19 protein-coding genes, 1 tRNA gene and 1 pseudogene are annotated in these 23958 nt (G+C 44.2%); 20 read left to right on the top strand and 1 reads right to left on the bottom strand.

What is annotated here, in order from left to right; translation table 11 throughout:
* Positions 1-16 precede the first annotated feature (16 nt).
* From DXX93_RS01415 to DXX93_RS01485, 15 genes and pseudogenes are all read left to right on the top strand, one after another.
* Entirely contained in the window at positions 17-1219 is a 1203-nt protein-coding gene (locus tag DXX93_RS01415; RefSeq protein WP_220347545.1) for a sugar phosphate nucleotidyltransferase, read from the top strand.
* 6 nt (positions 1220-1225) lie between these two features.
* Complete coding sequence (locus tag DXX93_RS01420; RefSeq protein ID WP_116006494.1) at positions 1226-1660, top strand: ATP-binding protein; 435 nt, start codon at positions 1226-1228, stop codon at positions 1658-1660.
* Positions 1596-3899 (top strand): glycoside hydrolase family 2 protein, encoded by a 2304-nt coding sequence (locus DXX93_RS01425; RefSeq protein WP_116006495.1) that lies wholly within the window; start codon positions 1596-1598, stop codon positions 3897-3899. Before DXX93_RS01420 ends, DXX93_RS01425 begins: the two co-directional genes overlap by 65 nt.
* Positions 3892-5679 carry a glycoside hydrolase family 9 protein gene (locus tag DXX93_RS01430; RefSeq protein ID WP_181902108.1) on the top strand — a complete coding sequence of 596 codons (1788 nt, stop codon included), beginning with the start codon at positions 3892-3894 and terminating at the stop codon, positions 5677-5679. Before DXX93_RS01425 ends, DXX93_RS01430 begins: the two co-directional genes overlap by 8 nt.
* 7 nt (positions 5680-5686) lie before the next feature.
* Positions 5687-7501, top strand: coding sequence for a glycosyltransferase family 2 protein (locus DXX93_RS01435; protein WP_116006497.1), 1815 nt, complete (start codon positions 5687-5689; stop codon positions 7499-7501).
* 13 nt (positions 7502-7514) lie between these two features.
* On the top strand, positions 7515-8858 hold the full coding sequence (locus DXX93_RS01440) for a DUF3131 domain-containing protein (protein ID WP_116006498.1): 1344 nt from the start codon (positions 7515-7517) through the stop codon (positions 8856-8858).
* Positions 8859-8896: 38 nt separating this feature from the next.
* On the top strand, positions 8897-10318 hold the full coding sequence (locus DXX93_RS01445; RefSeq protein ID WP_220347546.1) for a DUF3131 domain-containing protein: 1422 nt from the start codon (positions 8897-8899) through the stop codon (positions 10316-10318).
* A complete protein-coding gene (locus DXX93_RS01450) occupies positions 10297-11736 on the top strand; it encodes a DUF3131 domain-containing protein (RefSeq protein ID WP_116006499.1) in 1440 nt (479 codons plus the stop codon). Before DXX93_RS01445 ends, DXX93_RS01450 begins: the two co-directional genes overlap by 22 nt.
* Before the next feature lie 34 nt (positions 11737-11770).
* A complete protein-coding gene (locus DXX93_RS01455) occupies positions 11771-14068 on the top strand; it encodes a DUF3131 domain-containing protein (protein ID WP_116006500.1) in 2298 nt (765 codons plus the stop codon).
* The gene (gene otsB / locus DXX93_RS01460) at positions 14065-14859 is read left to right on the top strand and encodes a trehalose-phosphatase (RefSeq protein WP_116006501.1); all 795 of its coding nucleotides are present in this window, start codon (positions 14065-14067) and stop codon (positions 14857-14859) included. Before DXX93_RS01455 ends, otsB begins: the two co-directional genes overlap by 4 nt.
* A 24-nt stretch (positions 14860-14883) precedes the next feature.
* Positions 14884-16296 carry an alpha,alpha-trehalose-phosphate synthase (UDP-forming) gene (locus DXX93_RS01465; protein WP_116006502.1) on the top strand — a complete coding sequence of 471 codons (1413 nt, stop codon included), beginning with the start codon at positions 14884-14886 and terminating at the stop codon, positions 16294-16296.
* Between the two features lie 104 nt (positions 16297-16400).
* The gene (locus DXX93_RS01470) at positions 16401-18191 is read left to right on the top strand and encodes a glycoside hydrolase family 15 protein (protein WP_116006503.1); all 1791 of its coding nucleotides are present in this window, start codon (positions 16401-16403) and stop codon (positions 18189-18191) included.
* Positions 18192-18223: 32 nt separating this feature from the next.
* Complete coding sequence (locus DXX93_RS01475; RefSeq protein ID WP_116006504.1) at positions 18224-18781, top strand: glucokinase; 558 nt, start codon at positions 18224-18226, stop codon at positions 18779-18781.
* A gap of 267 nt (positions 18782-19048) precedes the next feature.
* Positions 19049-19471, top strand: a pseudogene (locus tag DXX93_RS01480) (glucokinase); the annotation flags it as partial.
* An 88-nt stretch (positions 19472-19559) separates the two neighbouring features.
* Positions 19560-20528, top strand: coding sequence for a prolyl hydroxylase family protein (locus DXX93_RS01485; RefSeq protein ID WP_116006506.1), 969 nt, complete (start codon positions 19560-19562; stop codon positions 20526-20528).
* 75 nt (positions 20529-20603) lie between these two features.
* Here the strand turns inward: DXX93_RS01485 and DXX93_RS01490 are convergent, their stop codons facing one another.
* Positions 20604-21227, bottom strand: coding sequence for a YrbL family protein (locus DXX93_RS01490; protein WP_116006507.1), 624 nt, complete (start codon positions 21225-21227; stop codon positions 20604-20606).
* 267 nt (positions 21228-21494) lie between these two features.
* On the opposite strand from DXX93_RS01490, the gene DXX93_RS01495 reads away from it, so the two are divergent.
* The 5 genes from DXX93_RS01495 (at position 21495) to rplA (ending at position 23955) form a co-directional block, all read left to right on the top strand.
* Positions 21495-21571, top strand: a tRNA-Trp gene (locus DXX93_RS01495).
* A gap of 84 nt (positions 21572-21655) precedes the next feature.
* On the top strand, positions 21656-22036 hold the full coding sequence (gene secE / locus DXX93_RS01500) for a preprotein translocase subunit SecE (protein ID WP_115998785.1): 381 nt from the start codon (positions 21656-21658) through the stop codon (positions 22034-22036).
* Between the two features lie 3 nt (positions 22037-22039).
* The gene (gene nusG, locus DXX93_RS01505) at positions 22040-22618 is read left to right on the top strand and encodes a transcription termination/antitermination protein NusG (RefSeq protein ID WP_115998786.1); all 579 of its coding nucleotides are present in this window, start codon (positions 22040-22042) and stop codon (positions 22616-22618) included.
* Between the two features lie 208 nt (positions 22619-22826).
* A complete protein-coding gene (gene rplK, locus DXX93_RS01510) occupies positions 22827-23255 on the top strand; it encodes a 50S ribosomal protein L11 (RefSeq protein ID WP_115998787.1) in 429 nt (142 codons plus the stop codon).
* 4 nt (positions 23256-23259) lie between these two features.
* Positions 23260-23955 carry a 50S ribosomal protein L1 gene (gene rplA, locus DXX93_RS01515; RefSeq protein WP_116006508.1) on the top strand — a complete coding sequence of 232 codons (696 nt, stop codon included), beginning with the start codon at positions 23260-23262 and terminating at the stop codon, positions 23953-23955.
* Positions 23956-23958: the final 3 nt, after the last annotated feature.

The following is a 23958-nucleotide window of genomic DNA, read 5'->3' on the forward strand; positions in this document are numbered from 1 at the left end:
CCAAGGAGAAATGGTCATGATGAAAGCAATGATACTTGCTGCAGGCAAAGGAACGCGAGTTTGGCCTGTGACGAAAACCACACCTAAACCCATGATTCCAATCATGAGAACACCACTGATGGAATCCCTAATTTTGCACTTTAGACAATTTGGTATTACTGAAATTGCGGTCAATACCAGTTACATGGGATCTGATATTGAAAATTATTTTCGAGATGGTCGCCAGTTCGGAGTCGATATTACCTACTCTTTTGAAGGCAAAATTATTGATGGCGAGGTACAAGCGAAAGCACTTGGTTCAGCAGGTGGAATGAAGAAAATTCAGCAATTTTCGGGCTTTTTTGATGACACTTTCATTGTGGTTTGTGGTGATGCTTGGGTCGATCTCGATTTGGGTAAAGTCTTTGAATTTCACAAGGCTAAGGGCGGTATTGCTACCATAGTGTTGCAAGATGTGCCTTTAGAAGAAGTTCACAAGTACGGTGTGGTCAAAAGGGATCAAGATATGAAGATCCAAGCATTCCAAGAAAAACCATCGGCTGAAGAAGCTATCTCAAATACCATCAATACTGGTATTTATGTGTTCGAGCCAGAGATTTTTGATCATATCCCCGCCGATCAAGAATTCGATATCGGCGGTGAACTCTTCCCGAGCCTTGTCGAAAAAGGGCTCGACTTCTATGGCATCAGTCTGGATTTTCAATGGGTTGATGTCGGTAATCTGACCGATATTTGGCAAGCGACGTCCGATATCTTGACCGGAAAAATTACCGGCTATCCCATTCCGGGTAAGCAAATAGCTGACAATCTGTGGTGCGGCATTAACGTCGATGTCAATCTCGATAAAGTCAATATTCAAGGGCCGGTATACATAGGTAATGGCAGCAGAATTGAAGATGGCGCGACCATTATTGGGCCAGCAACCATTGGTGCTAATTGTGTCGTTGAAAGTGGCGCAATTATCGAGCGCTGCATGATTGATGACTACACCTGGGTATCACAGGTCGTCACCCTGCAAGACAAAGTACTGTTTGGTGAGCATTGTATCGAGCAAACTGGTGAATACGTTCATTTGCCAGACTGGAACATAGGTTGGGCCATTAATGATAGTCGCTGCGTGATTGAACATTTAAAGGTTGATCACGACTTGTATCAAGCATCACTTGCGGCGTCTAAGTTAGATAGTAGCAAGCCACTCCAGGAAAAGTTACTTAGGTAGCGGTGTATGACTGACAAAAAAGTACAGCTAAGCATTACCAGCTGTTATGAGCATGTCTCACTCGTCGCGATAGGCATATGCAACATGATCTGCAGCTGTTATGACATCGATGAATTTTCAGCGGCTATTGAGCTTTCATTCGTCGAAGTGGCTAACAATGTCGTCGAGCATGCCTACAGTGATGAAAAAGATCATGAAATTGGATTTGAGCTGGCGCTGCAAAGTGACCAAGTGTCGATAACCATCATTGATACTGGTAGTGCGATGCCAGCGGCAAATATGGAACGCGAGATTGATTGGGACAGCCTAGACAAAGACGATATTGACTCTTGGGATACCAGTGGTAGGGGTCTGCAAATAGTAAAGGATTTAATGGATGAAGTTTCATACTGGTCAGACTCTGGCAGAAACTACTTCAAAATGGTCAAGAAAGTTAGTTAACACACTTTCTTATCACTGGTTGGCTATCGTACTTTGCGCGGCAATGCTCGGTTGCCAGCAAACGAGTAGTTTACCTGCTGGGCAAGTTTCAACAAACCATACAATATCGCTGGATGGTACTTGGGAGTTTTTGCCAGCCAATAGTATGTCAGCTAACTATTATGCGCTAGATGCCGACTATTCTGATGCCTCTAGCATTCAGGTGCCCAGTAACTGGTTTCGCCAAGGTTTTGATCATCACGGTATTGCTTGGTATCGAAAGTCGTTTGACTTCGCCGCTGTGGATGAAAACGAGCACGTTATTCAACTCATCTTTGAGGGGGTTGATTACTTTGCCGATGTTTGGCTTAACGGCACATACCTTGGTTTCCACGAGGGCTACTTTCAGTCTTTTCAATTTGAAGTTTCAAAATATCTAGTCGCAGGAAGAAACTCGTTGGTCGTGAGAGTGAATAGCCCACTGGAAGATGCGGGTCAGTCTTGGTCCTTGCACAAAAAGTACATCAAAGGCGTGCTTGGCCATCACGATGCCAGACCCGGTGGCGCATGGTCAGAGCGAGGTCAGGAAATGAATACCGGTGGTATTTGGCAATCGGTACGCATTGAAGCCAGCAAGTTAGCCAGTGTCGATACGTTAAAATTTACACCCAACGTAACTGAATCGGGAAAGTCTTCTGCTGTCATTGATATGACGCTGACTGTTAAGCGCAGCACCAAAGCGACGATCAATTATCGGTTGCTGTTTAATGGCAAATTAGTCGAAGAGTACACGCAACAAACAACTATTTCACCGACTAGTAACCGCACCTCATTTACTGTACCAGAGGGGGTTAGAGCATTGTGGTCGCCGTGGGAACTTGGCGAGCCAAATCAATATGAATTGCAGGTTAGTCTTAGCGAAGCTGGCAATATCTTGAGTAGTGTGCAAGAGCAGGTGGCGTTTCGCGATTTTAAAGTGCTAGAGCCCAGCGGTCAGTGGCAAATAAACGGTCAGCCTTTTTTTGTGCGAGGCACTAACTACATTGCTTGGCAATGGCTAGCAGAATTTAGTGCAGCGGATTTTGCTAAAGACTTACAGCTGATGAAAGCCGCCAATATTAACGCTGTGCGTGTCCATGCACATGTACTGCCACAAGCTTTTTATGATGAAGCAGACAAGCTCGGCATGGTGGTATGGCAAGACTTTCCATTGCAATGGGGTTATATCGAAACTCAGGCTTTCTTGGACAACGCTCGCCAGCAAGCGACAGAAATGGTTGAGCAGTTTTATAACCATCCATCAATTGTTTTGTGGAGTGCTCACAACGAACCGCCGTGGGATGCCGATTGGATGAAATACAAATATGCAGACTACAACAACAAGCAAAATATCAAACTCGATAAAGCGGTTTACACCGCATTAAAAAGTGCCGATAGCACTCGTTATAGCCACAAAAGCTCGCTAACCGCCGAGCACCCTTGGTTAGGCTGGTACAGTGGTAGCTGGGTGGATTATGGCAAACCCACCAAACAACGCTGGATCACGGAATTTGGCGCACAGGCATTGCCAAACAAATCAACGTTAAGCGATATTGTCGGTGCTGATAATTTATGGCCAACCACAAAGCAACAGTGGGCAGTGTGGGATTATCATAACTTTCAGCAAGAGCAAACGTTTAATATAGCGAAAGTGGCTAAAGGCGACAATATTGATGAGTTTATTCATAATACGCAGCAATATCAGGCCAACTTAACCGCATTTGCGGCTGAATCTTATCGCCGTCAAAAAGGCCAGCCAGTCAACGCGATATTCCAATTTATGTTCGTTGAAAACTGGGCATCAATGAATTGGGGCATTGTTGATTATCAGCGCAAGGCTAAACCTGCGTTCGAGCGCCTGAAAGTTGCTTATCAACCTATCTTACCGAGTATTGAATATCACCCTAAGAAACAGGCTTTGTGCTGTGATGCTAACTTTTCGCTGTGGTTAGTAAATGACTACCCCAAGTCGTTTGAGCAATACCAATTAACTTACCAAGTCAGTAAAGCTGGCGAAGTGATCTATGAACAGTCAATGCCCAAGCAAATACCAGCGAGCTCCAGTGAAAAAATTACCGAAGTCATGTTAAAAGCGCTAGCGCCAGGCGAATATCAATTGCGATGGGCAGTACTAGATGCCGAGCAAGCGCTTGTTTCAGAGAATATTCATCACTGGACAGTGGGCAAGAATAACGAAACTTTGGTGGTCGCAAATGACTAGTATTAAGCGCAGTTATTACGCTTTTGCGGCATTGGTAATTACCGTCATAGTGACGGGTTGTCAAAGCACTTATGAATCGCTTGAGGATAAGCCGTTACAGCTATCTGAGCAGGGTAATGTTATTCAAATTAACGTCAACCAAGTTGGTTATTTTGTCACTGGGTCAAAGATCGCCTACATTTCAGGCGCGCAAGCTGAAGGTGAAGTTAAACTTGTTGATTATCAAACTGGCCGTGTTGTTGAGCAGTTAACAATGGCTCAGCACGCTAATCAAAACCCTGATTTACCCAATATATGGAAAGTGGACTTTTCGCATATTAAAGCTACTGGTAAATACGTTTTGATGAAGGGGAAAGTCAGATCTCCAGTGTTTGAAATTGGCAGTGCAATATATCAAAGTACGATTACTAAATTACTGAGGTCGTATTATCTGCAACGCTGCGGTGAACCGATCAAGGATCCTGTTGCTAAAGTCAGTCACAAAATTTGTCATACCAAAGACAGTCAGCTGTTTCGAAAGTTAAAGGGCATTGAGTTTCCTGCGTCGTCAAATTTATCAACGCCGATTGAGATCGATACTACTGGCGGCTGGCACGATGCCGGAGATTTTGGTAAGTACGTTACCACCACAGCCGTGAGCATTGGGCGCGTGTTATCAGCTTTTTTATCGACTGACGACTTCCTGCGCCAGTTAGATTTGACCCTACCTGATCATCAAGACAGCATGCCTGATGTGCTTACTGAAATGAAACACGGGTTAAGCTGGCTGTTAAAGATGCAACATCACACGGGGATGGTTTTTCGCAAAGTTGGTGCGAAGAAGTGGCCAAGTCTGGGTGCACCAGAGAAAGACCGTCAGCAGCGATATGTTTATGGCGTGGCTACTGACGATACCGCAAAGTTTGCCTCTGTGATGGCGCTCGCTGCACGCATTTACCAAGAATACGATGTACAACTGGCTGAGCAATATCAACAAGCAGCAGAGTTGGCGTGGCAATATTTGGCTGAACATCCGTCATTTTTTATTGATTGGCAAAAGCGCGATGACACTGGCTCAGGTCCTTATATTGCAAACGCCACCGATAAAGAAAACTCGTTAACTCATGATCGTGATGATCGCTTCTGGGCTGCTGCAGAGCTGTATTTAGCAACCAAAGAAAATCAGTATTTAACATACATCAATCAGCATATTGATTTACCTCTGAATCTATTTGAGTGGAAAGACCCCGCTGCTCTAGGGAAATGGCATTTATACGAACAACTCTGTAACCGGCACTCATATGGCTTTTGTAGCTACTTAAAGCAGCAATTTATCGCGCGAGCAACAACTGCGTTAGAGCGGGCTAAAGCATCAGACTATGCAGTGGCAAACAATCGCTTTATTTGGGGGTCGAACAAAATGGCAGCAGAAGAGGGGATGTTTCTGTTGATTGGCTATTACCTAACCCATAACCAGGAATACGTCGATGCAGCGATATACCAAGCAGATTATTTGCTGGGAGCGAATCCTTTTGGCCTAAGTTACGTCAGTGGCGTAGGGGAGCAGCCAGTGCAAAACGTCAGCCATATCTTCACCCGTGGTGAAAATATCTATATTCCCGGTTTGTTTGTGGGAGGGCCTAACGTATTTGCGCAAGCCAATGTTGCGCCTAAAAACAAAGGTATTTTAAGTTACGTGGATAACGCCAAGTCTTATGCAGTAAATGAATATGCGATTGATTACAACGCTTCATTGATTGGCTTACTTATCGAATTAGACAAGTTAAATATCAGGGAGTGATCAGTAAATGGCATTTTACTTTGAAAAATACGAGACGCGAACACCGCCTAAACCTATTCCTTATTCATTCTCACGAGAGTTATTGTGGCAATTCTTAGCAACGATAAATTTAGTGCTTGGTGCTTGGTACATTCATTGGCGTTGGACAGCGTCGTTAAATATGGATGCACTCTGGTTTGCCTACCCTTTGGTGATTGCTGAGTCACTTGCCTACTTTGGTCTTATCTTATTTACCTTTAACCTTTGGAAAGTCAAAGATGTGGAATCGGGCGCACCACCAAGTCGTTTAAAAGAGGTCACTCACGCCAGCACCACCGATCGACCAATTTCTGTTGATATCTTTTTTCCCAGTTATGATGAAGCGCCTGAATTGGTGAAACTGAGTTTGCTAGATGCTCAGAAAATTCATTATCCCCATGATATTACAATCAATATTTATTTACTCGATGATGGCCGGCGTGACGCGATGGAAGCGTTAGCGAAAGCAACAGGTGTCCACTACATCACTCGCTCTAATAATATTGGTTTTAAGGCGGGGAACCTGCGCAACGCGATGGAGCAAACATCGGGCGATTTTATCGTGATTTGCGATGCCGACACCCGTCCTTTTCCGACCATGCTTGAACACACCTTAGGGTATTTTCGCGACCCAGATGTGGCTTGGGTACAAACGCCCCAGTGGTTTTTCGATTTACCCGAAGGGAAAAATTTAACGCAAGCATGGCAACAAAAATACGGCTGGCTAGGGAAATGGATCGCCATTATTACTCAAAAACTGTTTGGTAAAGTGGAGGTTGGCGGCGACCCGTTTGTTAACAACCCCCAAATGTTCTACGACATTATTCAACGTCGTCGCAACTGGGCCAATGCATCTTTTTGCTGTGGTGCGGGATCTATTCACCGTCGTGATGCGGTGATGCAGTCAGCTTTAATTGCGTTTGGCGACAACCTTGCACAAGCAGAGGAGAGCAAGTTAACACAATTAAAAAAACTCACTAATGAGCAAGATATTGACGACAGTGTGGTGCAAATGGTTCGCCAAGACTTGGTTGAAGAAACTGAGCTGACGCCCTATAAATTCCATGTCTCTGAAGATATCTATACCTCAATGGTGCTACACGGCGATAAAACACACCACTGGAAGTCGATTTTACACCCTCAAGTTGAATCAAAAATGCTCTCGCCGCAAGACTTGCAAACTTGGTTGGTACAACGTTTTAAATATGCCGGCGGTACTATTGATATTGCGTTAAATGACAACCCTTTGTTTCGCAAGGGGATGAGTTTCAGTCAGAAAGTGATGTACGCATCAACCATGTGGTCATATTTTGGCGCACTCTGGAACGTCGTTTTTATACTGGCTCCGGTGATTTATTTCTTCTCGGGCGTGGCGCCCGTGTCGGCTTATTCAGGTGATTTTTATAAGCATATCATCCCATTTTTAATCATGAATGAGTTGGCGTTTATGGTGGGCACCTGGGGGATACCAGGCTACCAAGCTAAAGCGTCGTTTATATCGTTTTTCTCTGTCAATTTAAAAGCCATTTTTACGGTACTCAAAGGTGAAAAAATTGCCTTTCCTACGACGCCCAAGGAGCGGCAAGAAGGGAATTTTGCACATCTTGTTTGGCCACAGATAGGGGTCGTTGTGTTGACGGTCATTGGTTTTATTTACTGCCTAGTGAGCTATTTGCTCTTTAACAATCAGCTTGCTTACACCCTTAATGCAGTGCTTATTAACTCATTTTGGGCAGCCAATAATGTGCTGGCCATGATGGGGATGATTCGCTGCGCATTCTGGCAACCTCAAGACGCGGCATAGCTAAGGAAATATTATGACATTCAAAGATGGGGTTTTAGCAGCAAGGCATCATATTGTGTTTTTGTGTGGTCTATGCGTTGCCTTCGGTTTAGTGATTTTTCTTGAAAATACCGATATTACGCGCCAAGCATTTAAGGTCGAAGTCAGTGCGGAGTTGCCAGTAAGAGATTACGCACCACTTACTAAACAAGAATTGATGTGGGGAAAAGTTGCGTGGCAATACTTTGAAAACAACACACATCCAGAAACGGGTTTGGTCAACTCAGTAGAGGGTTATCCCGCTGCGACTATGTGGGACACGGCCTCTTACTTATTGGGGCTGATATCGGCAGAGCGTCTCGGCATAGTAAGCCCAGAAGACTTTCACTGGCGGATGGAAAAAGCGCTGACTTCATTGGCAAAGCTTGAGTTGCACGATAACCAACTGCCCAACAAGTCGTATAACGCAAGAACGTTGGCGATGGTGGATTACCAAAACAATGTCACTGAGCGCGGTATCGGCTGGTCAGCGCTCGACATCGGTCGGTTATTCGTACCATTTAATGTCATTGTGTGGAGCTACCCAAAATATACCCCGCTCGTTGGTGAGATCACGAAACAGTGGGACATTGGCGCTATGGTCATTGATGGTGTGATGTACGGTGCAGAAGTCACGGCAGAGGGAAAAACCAACTATGTACAAGAAGGGCGTATTGGTTACGAAGAATATGCCGCAAAATCCGTCTCACTTTTGGGCTTAGATGTATCGGTTGCCCTCATGTACAACGACTTCCTGCAATATGAATCCATCTCAGGCGTCGATATTCCAACAGACAAGCGCATTCCCGAAGTCTACAAAGCTCATAACTATGTCGTTAGTGAACCTTATATCTTAGATGCCATCGAGTTTGGTGGTGATGCTATTTCCAAAGAGTTTGCGTTTAGAGTGTATCAAGCGCAGGAGAATCGCTATCTTGAGCAAGGTATTTTAACTGCGGTGAGCGAAGATAATATCGATCAAGCCCCTTACTTTGTTTACAACACTGTTTTTAGTAATGGTAAAGCGTGGAATGCCATCACTGACACCGGTGAAGATGCTAGTGAATTCAGAACTGTTAGCACCAAAGCTGCGATTGGCTGGCATATGCTTTATAACACCGAATACACCCAAAAATTAATGGATTTGATTGGTACTAATTTTATCGAAGAAAGGGGGTGGCACTCAGGAATTTATGAAATAGATGGCAGTAAAAACGAAGCGCTAACGGCCAATTCAAATGCAATTATTCTCGAAAGCCTGCATTTCAAAGTAAATGGGCCACTGTTAAACATCTCTGGTAAGAAGCGCCCGGAAGAGCTCAGCGTTGTCATGAACTAACGCGTTACAGCCATATTCAGTAAAAAGGAATTACGATTGTGAATGTATTTAAGCACAAAGAGATAGCTGCGCTGTTACTGATTAGTTTGATTAGCGCTTGTCAGTCAACTTACCGTTCAACCGGTTCACCCAGTTATGGTGAAAAGGTGATTGAGCAGAGCAAACCCTATTACAGCAAAGGTCAGCAACCAGGACGAAGTGGTAAGTTAACCGAAAAGGAATACAAGATGGCCAAGGTTGCTTGGCGATATTTTGAAAATAACTATCACCCTAAAACGGGCTTAGTGAATGCGGTAAATAATTACCCTTCAACCACCTTGTGGGATACTGCATCCTACCTTGGTGCACTCGTTACCGTGAGAGAGTTGGGCATTATTAACAAGCATACCTTTGACAGTCGATTAATTCCCTTGCTGCAAACATTGAACAATATGGAGTTATACCGCAACGAGGTACCGAACAAGGTGTATAACACTATCACGGCCAAACAAGTTGATTACACCAACAAGCCGGGGGAAATTGGCTATTCAGCCTTGGATATCGGCCGTTTTTTGATTTGGATGAAAATCATTAAAGAGAGGTACGGTGAATATGCTGACGCGATTGATAATGCGCTGTTGCGCTGGAACTACTGCAAGGTCGTCAGTAAACACGGTATTTTATACGGAGCACACGGTAAAAAAGGCCAAAAGACCACTTATGTGCAAGAAGGGCGACTCGGTTATGAAGAATACGCTGCTAAAGGGTTTGCCTTGTGGGGGTTCAATACTTCGAGAGCTTCAAAGCCAGAGCCTTATGAAATCATTAAATTATTTGGTCATCAAATTCCCTATGATGCAAGAGATCCACGCTCGTTAAAAGCTCACAACTACGTGGTAGCCGAGAGCTATGTGCTTGACGGTATCGAGTTAAATTGGGATCTTGCCAATGATAGAACTTCTAGCAATAGCACGCATACCGTGCCTTGGATGGCTGACTTTGCACAGCGCATATACAAAGTGCAGGAGGCAAGATACATCCACACCGGTATTCTCACCGCGCGCACCGAGCATCAATTAAAAACGAGCCCGTATTTCGTTTATGACACCATTTACACCGACGGTTATGCGTGGAACACCATTACAGAATCAGGCAAATATGTACCACAGTACGCTGCAATCGCGTTAAAAGGTGCCATTGGCATGTGGGGATTGTGGAAAACTCCCTACACAGACTTATTATTTAGCGCGGTGTCTGATTTATACGATGAAGAAAAAGGGTTCTACGAAGGGCGCTTTGAAAATGGTACAGGATTAATCAAGCAATTTACTGCCAACAACAACGGCATCATTTTAGAAACCTTATTGTATAAAGAGCAGGGGAAGATTTTACAGTTTAGCGACAACACGAACACCCGTTGGGACAATGTTGTTAAAAGTGAATTTGTTGGATTAAATAAATGCTTGCCCGGAAAGCGCTAGTCTTATTGCTTGTGCTGAAACTCTCTGCTTGCGGCGTTGTCGTGCGAACGATAGATTCGGGCATTACTTCATTCGCCCACTCAGGCTTGTTTCATCAAGGCCAACACGGCGAGTTGACGGAGAAAGAGCAAGTCTGGGCAAAAATCGCTTGGACGTATTTTAAAAACAACAGCCATGTCGAAACTGGCTTGGCGAACTCGATTGATGGCTACCCGAGTGCGACCATGTCGAGTATTGCTGACTATCTTGCGGCGCTTGTGGCGGCAAGGCAACTCGCGTTAATTGATAAAAAGGAATTTGATCATCGTCTAAGCGCATTATTGCACTTCCTCAATCGCATGCCGCTGTTCCGAGGGCGTTTACCCAATAAGATTTACGACACCAAAAACGGCAAAATGCTGGATTATGAGGGTAAAAACCAAGAGATTGGTTGGTCGGCAATCGATATTGGCCGTTTGCTCATTTGGCTGAGAATTGTCTCCCAGCAATACCCTGAATTTCACGAATATATCGACAAAGCTATTTTTCGCTGGAACTTCTGTGATGTTATTGATCAAGAGGGCAGCCTTTACACTGGCAGCCTAGTGAATAACCAAATATCGCTGCGGCAAGAAGGGCGCTTAGGCTATGAGGAATATGCCGCAATGGGCTTTCGCGCTTGGGGGTTTGAACCGACCAAAGCAGAATCGCTCGACCCACTCGAAGTGATCACCATTTATGGCCAAGATATCTACCATGATGCACGCGACCACCGCGATGACAAGGTATTAAGCCCTATTCTTACGCTGCCGTTTAGCTACATGGGGATCGAGTTTAACTGGGATCGAGTGGATGATGATCGCTCGTTAAACTCAAGACACACCAACTCTTTGCTCTATCAAGCGGCGAAACAAGTGTATCAAGTTCAAGAGCTCCGCTACGTACATGAAAAAATTTATACGGCGCGCACCGAGCACATCTTAGACAGTGCACCTTACTTCCTCTATGACAGTGTTTTTGCCAACGGTTATGCCTGGAACACCATCAGTGATACGGGCAAAACATATCCGGGTAAATCGCTTGTCTCCGTTAAAGCGGCATTTTCAATGCACATGCTCTGGGATACAGATTACACCTATAAGCTGATGTTGGTTATTGAAGAACTCTACGACGCCAAACGCGGCTGGTACGAAGGCCGCTATGAAAGCACGGGAGGATACGAAGAGGCCATTTCGTCTTCAACGAATGCTACTGTGCTTGAGGCGTTATTGTACAAAAAGGTCGGCAAGCTGTTTCGTCCCAACAGGGAAGTTACGCACAGTGACATTCGCATGGAAAACGTGTTTAAACATCCGGGGAAATGTTTTCCTGCTTTATATCGCAAAAAGGCACAGCTAACCGCCAAACGGCTTAAATCAAAAGGTAACAGCCTTAATTAAGGATTGTTTATAGGAATTCGCAAGGAGCGAGTATATGAATGCTTTGAAGTCGGTTAGAGGGTTTCAGTTAACGCCTCTAGTGTTCATCATTCTTTATTGTGTTTGTAGCATGGGTAGCTTTTCGCAAAGCATCAATGTCAATGAACTACGCCAAGGGTGGCAGCTGTTTAAAATTAAACAATACCCGCAGGCGGCACAAGTGTGGAGTCGAAAGAGTGAAACAATACTCGAACAAAGCCGAGGGCAAGAAGCATTAAGATTAGCTGCACTGGCCAAAATATTGAGCGCTGTGGCGTATGAAAAAGAAGAAAACTATCAGGCTTATCAAGAGTGGGCGATTGCTCAAACTTTCTTGCTAGAGAGCAATATTCGCTGGCCTGCTTTTCAACGCATAATCGCACAAGACTACGAGCGCGAGCTAAACTTGCTCAACCAAGCGTCGAGCGGCTTGGTGCAGTTGGGTGTTTCACTGCTCGAAAGTGAAAGCCAACAAAGTTCACTGTTGTTACTGGAAATTGAAAGAGAGCTATCACTCAGTCGCTATGAGGGGCCAGAGCCAGGTTTAAGTGATGAAAATTCACAGAATGCTGGCAGCTTGCTCGTTGTCGATACACCGATCCCCCAACGCAGTTATGTTGCCAGACCAGCCGAAGTCGCTATATCAGATGCTCCGGTTGAAGAGGCTGATACAGCGCCAGCATCACTTACAGGTGAAAATGAAAGAGCTAATGATATTAACATTATTGTACAGCCGATCAGTCGAGCTGAGCAGCTACCGCCACTTGTTGCAACCACAGCACAATCGCTACCTTCAACCAACGACGTTGAGCAAACCACCTTGGTTGATAATGGTAGCGTGTACGAGGTCAGCGATGATGAGGTTGCGGTTACTGATGTGAGATCTGCTAATGCTGACGAATTAAGTGATGTTTCAGCCAATGTTTCAGCCAGTGTTCCGTCATTTGTTTTGCCAGAGATCACACCAATAAATAGCCAAACTGCTGCGCTTAAACCTATTTTTGAGGCCAGTAGTGAAGGTAGTAGTGACGACAGTAGTAATGAAGCTGCAAACACTGAGCTAGTGGCCAATGTGCAAGTAAATGCATCAGCCACTCAAGTTAACGTAAATACCGCAGTTGTTGAACAGCCGCCCATTCCCTTGGGAATTCGCGGTTTGGTAAGTGCAAATTTAGTCGAAAATTCTCATAATCGCGATATTGCCCAAAAAGCTTGGCAATATTTCAATCACAATGTTGATAGCCAAACAGGGCTTGCTTACGACACGCATGAATATCCGTATACCACAATGTGGGGGACGGGTAGTTATTTGTCTGCGTTAGTGTCTTCCCACAAGCTAGGTATTATTACTCAGGAAACGTTTAATCGCCGCGTGCGGCTTGTGTTAAATAGCCTAAATCGCATCCCATTCTATAACCAAGAAGTGCCTAACCGCCAATACCGGGCTGATACACTCTCGTTAATTGATATGAGTAATCAAGTGTCAGAGAACGGCTCAGGCTGGTCGGCAATCGGTATTGGGAGATTGCTGATTTGGCTGAAAATTATCGCCAATTGGTATCCAGATTACACCATTGAAATTGAGCGCTTTGTCCGCCGACTAGACTTCACTCGCTTGCTTAAAAATGGCGAACTCAATGGCGCCTTTCACGATGGCATCGCAGAAACGCTATTTAATGAAGGTCGCTTTGGCTACGAACAATACGCTGCGATGGGCTACAAGCTTTGGGGCTACAAGGTTGATAATGCGTTGAATTACGACACCATTATATTCAAACGGCTATATGAAATAGACGTGCCGATGGACAGCAGAATCGGGGCTCATTTAGTGTCTGATCCTTTCTTGTTGGCGGCGATGGAGTTCACTTTGATTGATCTGGATTTTAGCCGTTACACTCAAAAAATTTACCAAGTACAGAAACAGCACTCGCTCGCGATCAAACAACCGGTTGCGCAAACCGAAATGAGCTTTAACAAAACCCCTTGGTTTGCTTACTACTCCATTTTAGATAATGAAAAGCCTTGGCAAGTCGTCTCTTTCGATGGCAGTTCGCACAACGATTATTCAGGTTTTAGCACGCATGGCTTGTTTATGTTTGATGCGGTGTTTTCTGACGAACATTCAAGCTTGATGATGCGCAACGCTCTATCGCTAGCGAGCGATAACTTTGGTTATTACGCGGGTAAAACTTACAAAGGCAATATTATTCGCGGGCTTAGTAGTCACACCAATGGCGCCATTTTACAAAGCTTGCTGTTCAACAAGCTAAACGAACCTTTTTTAAGCCAAGACATACAGGTGGCACAGCAATGAAGCAATTACTCTCTAGTCATTTTCAACGGGTATTACCGCTTGATCAAACCCACTATCAAGTGTTTTCAGATTTCGACGGCACACTGGTCAATATTGCTAGCGCACCACACAAAATATATGTGCATGACTATATACCAGAGCTGTTGGCAGACTTAGATCTCAACTGCCAGTTTTGCCTCGTCTCAGGCCGTGCAATCAAAGATCTAAACACTTTTTTACCGATTACTGACTTCAATGTGTACGGCTGCCACGGCGCTGAATTTAGTGCGAAAGGCGAAAGTTACAGCCGTGATCAGAAAGTGAATGCCGCGCTCCAAGCGGTAGCCATCATGCTAGGCGATATTCTATTTGCTTTTCCTGGCGTCTTAATTGAGGAAAAGCCTCATTCTATCGCGATTCATTACCGAAACCTTGTAGGTGATGTTGAGCTCTTGAAAACAAAACTTAATGACATTCTCAATTGCTACCCCGAGCAGCTGCGCTTGCAAGCAGGTAAAAAAGTATTTGAGTTCTGTTTACGTCATATCTGTAAAGGTGATGCGATTTCACAGCAGATCAAGCGGGAGGCGCAGAGCAAGGGTGGGGTCAATAAGGTTAAGCGTCTCTTCATTGGTGATGATGATACTGACGAGTCAGGCTTCCAATACATCAATGCCATTGATGGTATCTCTATTCGCGTAGGCCGGAATGTTCAGAGTGCCGCTCAATACTATGTGAACGATGTTTATGAAGTACACACGCTATTGCATTACTTGTCGCAGTCCAACAGTGAGATGAGTTGGGCAAGTTAACGAATTTGAGGAAAAGGATTTTTTATGTCAAAGCTGGTTGTTATTTCAAATAGAGTTGCGGTTCCGGGCATCATCAATGAATCACCAGGTGGCCTGGCCGTAGGACTAGAAGGTGCGCTTAAAGACAAAGGGGGCGTGTGGTTTGGCTGGTCGGGAGAGGTGTGTGAAGCCACAGAGCATGCTGCTCACAGCCAACGCGTCAATAATATTGATTACATCACCATAGACTTGAATCACCAACAACATGAGGATTACTACGCAGGCTTCTCCAATGGCTTACTTTGGCCCTTGTTTCACTATGTGTTGGGTTTTACCAAGTTTTCTCGTAGTCAATATTTAGGCTATCGCAGCGTTAATAAAATCTTCGCGGAAAAAGTGCGAAATTATATAGCACCAGACGATATTATTTGGGTGCACGATTACCACCTTATTCCTATTGCTTACGAGCTCAAAGCACTGGGCGTGAATAACCGCATTGGCTTTTTTCTACATGTGCCATTTCCCAACTATGGCATGCTACGCTCTTTGCCTATTGCCAAAGAACTCATCGAGAGTTTGTGTCATTTTGATGTCGTCGGCTTTCAAACCGATGATGATCTCACAAACTTTAAAGACGCCACTAAGCGCTCCTTGGGGGCAGAAGTTAACGCTAAGGGGCATATCAAGCACAAGCATCAGCTCATCTTTAGTCACTCCTATCCTATTGGTGTCGATCTCGAATCAATTCAAAAGTATGTAGATTGCATCAAGCAGCCCGCGCTATTTACTCCAGCATTTTCTGAGCCGTGTGAGCAATTGATGATAGTTGGTGCTGATCGCATTGATTACAGCAAAGGATTGTTAGAGAAAATGGATGCGTATGAGCGATTTCTGTCGAAATACCCTGAATATCACCACGTGGTGAGCATGGTACAAATCGCGACACTGAGTCGTGCAGATGACCCCGACTATATCAACCTGAGAGAAAACCTAGAACGAAAGATCAGCCACATTAATGGCAGGCACGGCGAGGTTGATTGGTTGCCGGTGCATTACCTCAATCGCAATTTGGCTCATGATCAGCTAATGAAGCTGTTTCGAAGTGCAAAAGTTTGCTTGGTGACATCACTGCGCGATGGCATGAATCTGGTGGCAAAAGAATATATTGCCGCACAAAACCCTCAAGACCCAGGTGTATTGATCCTATCTGAATTGGCTGGCGCATCAGCTCAATTAGTGGATGCCTTGATCATTAACCCTTACGACATTGATTCTATCGCAGACGCGATTGCATTAGCGGCTCAAATGCCACTAGCAGAGCGCAAGCAAAGACACCAGAACATGCTTAATGTGATTCAGCAAAGCACCATACAGCGCTGGCGAGCCAATTTCATTGATGCGCTCAGTGATGTGCCGCGTTTAGTTAATCAAGAGATGTCTTTCTCTAAAGTGATATAACCGGCATAACCTGAGTATGAAAGCAAGGGAAGTCGTGTCAGTGGGTATTGGCTCTTGTTACCGAAAGAGTGAACTAAATTGTTGAAAATTATAGGTGGTGAATAATGGAAGATGCAGAATACCAACCAATAAATAGTTATGGTGTGATTGGCGATTTACACACAATAGCATTGATCGACCGCTATGGCAGTATTGACTGGGGATGTTTTCCTATCTTTGATTCACCCAGTAGCTTTGCCAAAATCCTAGACACAAACCGCGGTGGTTTTTTTAAAGTTAGCCTGCCAAATTTAACCAGCAGTAAGCTCAGTTATATTACCGACACTAACGTACTTGCTAATTCCATGAGCTCTGCAACTGGGGCGATTGAGTTAGTTGACTACATGCCGATCCTTAATACGGATGGCACACGAGATGTTGAGGATATTGGTTATATCTGTCGTCACATCGAGTGCACAAAAGGGATTGATATTAGCGTACAGCTTGTCTTCGACCCCAAGCCTAACTATGGCGAAACGGTTACTCGCAATAATTCTCCTTTGGGTTGTACCATTAAAGAGTACCCCATCACCTTACAAAGTAGCCATCCCATTCGTTGGAATGAAGAAGGAAAAACCGGCACGTTAACACTTAGCCATGGTGACTCTGCCCGTATTGTTATGTCGTTTGGTCACACGACAAAAATAGACAATTTGGTTAATTGGACTGACATGCAGGTATACAACACGCGCCAATACTGGGAGCGTTGGTTGAATCAGTGTTTGTATAAAGGTCGTTGGCGTCGGGTCATTGAACGCTCAGCGTTGGCATTAAAATTATTGGCATTTAAACCAACAGGTGCGATCTTAGCTGCGCCAACTGCGTCTTTACCAGAAGGTATTGGTGGTTCAAGAAATTGGGACTATCGTTTTAGTTGGTTACGCGATTCGGCGTTAATTCTTGGTGCATTGTTGCCTCTGGGCTTTGTCTTGGAAGCAACAGAATATGCAAACTGGATTATCAGCAAAATGCCAGCCAAAGACGACCCCATGCCAATCCTGTATAGCATTACTGAAAAAGACACAACGGAAGAGCTTGAGTTACCGCAATTTGAAGGTTACATGCAATCATCGCCGGTAAGGATTGGTAATGCGGCAAAAGACCAAGTACAGCTCGATGTTTACGGCGAAGTTATCGACTCTCTCTATTTGTATACTATCTACGGCCATAAGCCTGACCAAGAAATGTGGAATTACATCGCATTATTGGCCAATCGTATTTGCGCTGAATGGCAGAAAAAAGACGAAGGCATTTGGGAAGTGCGCGGCCCCAAAGCGCATTTTACTTACTCTAAGCTTATGTGCTGGGTGGGGCTAGATCGTGCGATTAAAATTGGTGAAGAACATGGCTTTTCAGCTGACTTTCCAATGTGGAAAGGGCAGTGCGCCATTATTCACGCTTTTATACTTTCCGAGTGTGTCGATCAAGAAAAGCAGTACTTGATGCAAAGCCCTGAACATCGGGTCGCTGATGCAAGTAACCTACTTGCGCCCATTTTGGGATTTTTGCCGCCGAATGACCCAATCATGATTAACACAGTTGATCAAACGATTGAGCAATTGAGCGATGATTTAATGGTATACCGCTATTTGAATGACGATGGCTTGGAAGGGCACGAAGGGACGTTCAACATTTGTACTTTTTGGTTGATTGAGGCACTCGCATTACAGGGCAGAGTGAAGCAAGCGCACGCGATCATGAACAAAATGCTCGAACTTGCCAGTGATTTGGGGCTTTATGCCGAAGAAACCGATGCGGCGAAGAAACAAGCCTTAGGTAACTTCCCTCAGGCATTTAGTCACTTAGGGCTTATTAACGCGGCAGCTATTCTCAATATGCGCTTGGGCAACCCTTAATTTTAGCCTTTAACAGCGGATGAAAGCGCTTTATGACGACACAGGAAGTTAATTTAGTTGCCGATATCGGTGGTACCAATATTCGCATTGGTATCACTAACGCGAAATTGCAGATTGAGCACCTGATGGTGCTAGAATGCCGTCAGTATCAAAGCCTCTGTGAAGCGCTTCGTTTTTATATTGAGCGGTTCAACCTCAATAGTTATCGTATTAATGCTTGCTTGGCTATCGCATGTCCAACTGACAACGACATAGTTAGCATGACGAACCTTCCTTGGTCGTTCAGCCAGCAAGTGCTAGCAGCCCAGTTAAAGCTAAATCAACTCATTGTGATTAATGATTACACAGCAATCGCACATGCCGTTCCTGCGCTGAGCGACAGTCAAAAATATCAAGTCGGTAGTGGCCAGGTGGTTGAGAATTCGCCAATTGCAATTTGCGGCCCCGGTACAGGTTTGGGGACGGCAAGCATATCGCCTAATGGGTGTGGACAATGGCTGACGATTAATGGCGAGGGAGGCCATGTTGACTATGCGCCAACCGATGAAGTAGAGCTCGCTATATTTCACTTTTTAACTAATACCAATTGAAATAACTACTTAATCATTCAGCGAGAATTAAAAGGCTTAGAGGCAAGGCATTGATTGCAGAGAATGGTCGCTCCCTTGTCAAAATCAATAACGCCGCATATGAGCCTTTTAAATTCGCCCTTTGGGAGCGTGTCAGCGTCGCGATAACAGCGCCAAATTGATGAGATGTAGAATAACTATATCAACAAAAATTTGGCTTGTTCTCCCACCGCTGACAACGCTCTGAATTGATCAATTAATTAATTCAATTGGTATAAGCGCTTTGGCAGGGCGTCATACGAGCTGTTACTTTCAGGTCGAGGCATCGAGCATATTTATCAAGTGCTTTGTCAGTATTCATCTGTTAGCGCTAAACCATACCGAGCAGATCAAATATCACATCTTGCTTGTGCCCGTGAATGCAACATATGTGAGCAAGCTCTAGCAAGATTTTGTAACATTTTGGGCAGCTTTGCGGGCAACTTAGCATTAATTACGGGCAGTTTTGGCGGTGTTTATATTGCCGGTGGTATTGTGCCTAAAATATTACCGTATTTCGCCGAAAGTGATTTCCGGCAGCGTTTTATCGCAAAAGCGCCATTTCAAGATTACCTTGCTAACATCCCCACTTATGTTATCACTGAGCTACAGCCCGGTTTATTGGGTGCAAGTATTTACTTACATCAAAGTCGCAGAGCCAAGGCTAGTTGACGGCACTGCAACAGCTAATGTGACTGACCAAAAAACTATTGGGGGTTGTTAGTGTTTATCCAAGGGAAATTCCGATAAGCTTGCTGACATGCAACTATTAGAATGTCTTGAAGAAAAACAAGCGGGTTATTTGCGAAAGCAAACTGTGCTGGCCATTGCCGAGCGCGATGAGCAATTTGCACTAGCATGGTTCGTCCACATGTTGAGAAGTCCCACCTTATTTGAAGAGCAAGTCCTAGCAATAGCATATGCACTTAATTGGCAAGTGATATCACCTGAGCAGCTTGCTAGCTTGTTTGGCGATAATGCATCTGATTCTGTTGATCAGAAATCCGTAGACGATGTATTAATCGCCAACTCAGTGCCTACAGAGTCAATTGATCATAATACATTGTATCGAACGCTGGGCTATGTCAGCGCTATTGTAAATTGGCAAGGGGAAACGAGCTGTCACGGTGATGCTGCGACAACTGCGCTATCAAAACTTCCTGAGAGCCTGTTTAACAATGTTCGTCAGCAAGTGGCGCCGCAGCTAAAAGATGTTACCTTGTTTGGCGCACAAGGTGCGGGTAGTAAAGATGAGTCAATTCGCAACAACAGTAACTTTTACACACCGTTACCTAATGTATCGCTTGAGTTAGCGATTATGGAGCGCCTAACTGCGAACATGGTAGGTACCGATATTCGTTATGCAGAGCCGCCAGTTATCTTGCGTTATTTACCGGGCCAATATTACCACTGGCACTACGATCATATTTACCCTCATAACGATAACATCCAGCAGCAACTTACGCAGTTTGGCCAGCGTGTAACAACGGGCATATTAAACATGAATGAAAATTTCGCTGGCGGGCAAACCGAGTTTAAAGTGCCTCAACTGTCGCTATCACCCAAAACAGGACAAATCATCGCTTTTAGTAATATTGATGATAACGGCGAACGCGCGCTAAACAGTATTCATCGCGGCGCGCCTGTTAAGTCGGGTGAAAAATGGGTGATGACGCTTTGGTTTAGAGATAAACCTTTTTGGCTTCGCAATTGCTTGCTAGGTGGCTAGCAAGCGCTAAACTGTGTTTGTCGATTGGTGAATGCAGAGTGTAAATACAGCCTGGCTTTAGTTACTTTCTTACTATTAGGTATTTAATACATCGTCAATTAGGGATTTAGATAGCCCTTCGTATTTTGCTTGCATATTAGCGAGCATTTTATGCCATTTACGTCTGATTTTTCTTATGGTTAATGCGGTTGTTAACTCTGAAACTTTAAGCCATTCCGAGTTACCGATATCGTCGATTACGGTTAATTTAAAGTTGTCTGGCACGCCGGTAAGCACAATATTTCTGGGCAATAGTGATGTTGTCACTATTGTGTTATTTATCATATAAGCGAATAACGCTCTTAGTGCGATTATTAGCTGATTTTGATAGTCGTGAATAAAGTTTTTCTGCTGTAAGTAGTATTCTAAATTACTGGCGATTTCGCCATTGGTATCGCGAATCACTTGGTAAATACTGCCTGTACCTAAATTGGTTTCGACATCGCCGTGGTACTGGCATAAGTGTGACCATGAGATGTTATTTTTGATTAGTTTTTGGTAGTAAGTATTTTCACGTTCGATACTACGCAATATTCCTCGTTGCCTTTTTAGTTGATTTTGCAGTGGAATTTTCACACACAGATTAGGGTTGCGAGGATGCAAATAGCACTTTCGAGTGGTACCTTGAGCGAAATATAGGGTGTTGTTTAAAAGAAGCACTGTGTATCATTAGAGTAAGACATCGAGGTACCGAAAGTGTGGGCAATTGACGGATTATCAAGATCTCGATGTTATTCATGCGATATTTTATTCTCAAATTAAGCATTGGCATTGGGCAAATATCGCTTGAGTAAAATACTTGACTCAGTATAATGTCGCTTCACTTCTCGTGTTAGTCTTAATTTTTCCCAAACAAACTAAGAATCACCCGACAAGTGTAACCAAATTTTGGTTGAGAACTTCTCGATGAAGTTCGTTAAAAGACGAAGGGGTATAGTTCCAATTGGTAGAACAGCGGTCTCCAAAACCGACGGTTGGGAGTTCGAATCTCTCTACCCCTGCCAAATTTAAGTACAACGGTTGTACTGTAGCCTTTGCGATTGCAAAGGTTGGTTTGTCTAGCTAGACGGAAAATACAGGTCGAATTTATGAATGCAAGTGCAGAAAACCAAGAAACGGGTTCTCTTGATGGAGTAAAGTGGGGCGTAATCTTCCTGCTATTAGGTGGTGCCGTTGTCGGTAACTTTTACTTTGCTGAGCAGTCAGTTCTGTTCCGCGCAATTGGCGTTGTTGCAGCGATTATTGTTGCCGGTCTAGTTGCCATGCAAACCGAAAAAGGTCGCACCTTTGTTGCCTTTGCCAAAGAGTCTCGTACGGAAGTACGCAAAGTGGTTTGGCCAACACGTCAAGAAGCCGTGCAAACAACAGGCATCGTATTAGTTGCTACCCTTATTATGTCATTATTGTTATGGGGTCTAGACTCAGTATTGTTCTGGGTAGTAGGTTTCATCACTGGTTTACAGGTATAGAGAATGTCTGAAGAAACGTTAACTGAAAGCGTAACTGGCGAAAACAAACCAAAACTACGTTGGTATGTTGTACAAGCGTTTTCAGGCTATGAAGCGCGTGTTCAAAAAACACTTTTAGAGCACATTGAAATTCACGGCTTAGAAGATAAATTCGGTCAGGTCTTAGTACCGACTGAAGAAGTTGTGGAAATGCGCGCTGGTCAAAAGCGTAAGTCAGCACGTAAATTCTTCCCGGGCTATGTATTAGTTGAAATGGCGATGGATGAAGAAGCGTGGCACTTAGTGAAGTCTGTACCACGTGTACTTGGTTTTATTGGCGGTACTTCAGATCGTCCAATGCCAATTACTAAAAAAGAAGCGGATCGCATTTTACAGCGTCTTGAAGAAACTGATGCGCCTAAGCCGAAAACATTGTTTGAAGTGGGTGAAGTGGTTCGTGTTATCGATGGTCCATTTGCTGACTTTAACGGTGTGGTTGAAGAGCTTGACTACGAGAAAAACCGCATCAAGGTATCGGTACTTATCTTTGGTCGTTCAACACCAGTTGATTTAGAATTCGGCCAAGTTGAGAAGAGCGAATAACACGATTTATTAGCTCTTTGCGATAAGCAGAGAAAAAGAACTTGAAACGGCAGTGTTGATTAATTTATAATCCGCTGCCGTTTTTATTTGAGCGAATGAAAATTTGTTCTAAAAACGCAAATTTATTAACCGGGGAGCTAACACATTTCCTATGTGTAGTGTTCGAAAGAACTAGCGATAACCACCCATAACAAAGGAATTTTTAAAGATGGCTAAAAAAGTCCAAGCTTTAATCAAGCTACAAGTAGCTGCTGGTGCAGCTAACCCGTCACCACCAGTTGGTCCAGCTCTTGGTCAACACGGTGTGAACATCATGGAATTCTGTAAAGCGTTCAACGCAAAAACAGATTCTTTAGACAAAGGTGCTCCAGTTCCAGTAGTAATTACTGTATACAATGACCGTTCTTTCACGTTCGAAACTAAGACTCCACCTGCATCTTACTTACTTAAGAAAGCTGCTGGTATCAAGTCAGGTTCAGGTCGTCCTAACACTGAAAAAGTAGGTACTGTTACACGTGCTCAACTTGAAGAAATCGTTAAGATGAAAGAACCAGATCTTACAGCAGGCGACATGGACGCAGCTGTACGTACTATCGCGGGTTCTGCTCGTGCAATGGGCTTAGTGGTAGAGGGTTAATCGAATGGCTAAATTATCAAAGCGCGCTCGTCTTATCCGTGAAAAAGTAGACGTATTAAAAGATTACGAAATCAACGAAGCTATCACTCTTTTAAAAGAACTTGCTACAGCTAAGTTCACTGAAAGTGTAGATGTTGCTGTAAACCTTGGCATCGATGCTCGTAAATCAGATCAAAACGTTCGTGGTGCTACAGTATTACCACACGGTACTGGTCGTTCTGTTCGCGTTGCTGTTTTCACTCAAGGTGCAAACGCAGACAAAGCGAAAGAAGCTGGTGCTGACGTAGTTGGTATGGAAGACCTTGCTGAGCAAGTTAAAGCAGGTCAAATGGACTTCGACGTAGTAATTGCAACTCCTGATGCAATGCGCGTAGTTGGCCAGTTAGGTCAAATCTTAGGTCCACGTGGCCTTATGCCTAACCCGAAAGTTGGTACTGTAACTCCTGACGTAGTTGCTGCGGTTAACAACGCAAAAGCTGGTCAAATCCGTTACCGTAACGACAAAAACGGCATCATCCATACAACTATCGGTAAGGTTGATTTCGAAGACGCTAAGTTACAAGAGAACTTAGAAGCATTGTTGGAAGCGCTGAAGAAAGCTAAGCCAGCAAACGCTAAGGGTCAATTCATCAAGAAGATTTCAGTATCTACTACTATGGGTGCTGGCGTTTCAGTTGAACAAGGTTCACTAAACTTCTAATCT

It is taken from the genome of Thalassotalea euphylliae (assembly GCF_003390335.1).
Classification (GTDB): Bacteria; Pseudomonadota; Gammaproteobacteria; order Enterobacterales; family Alteromonadaceae; genus Thalassotalea_F; species Thalassotalea_F euphylliae_B.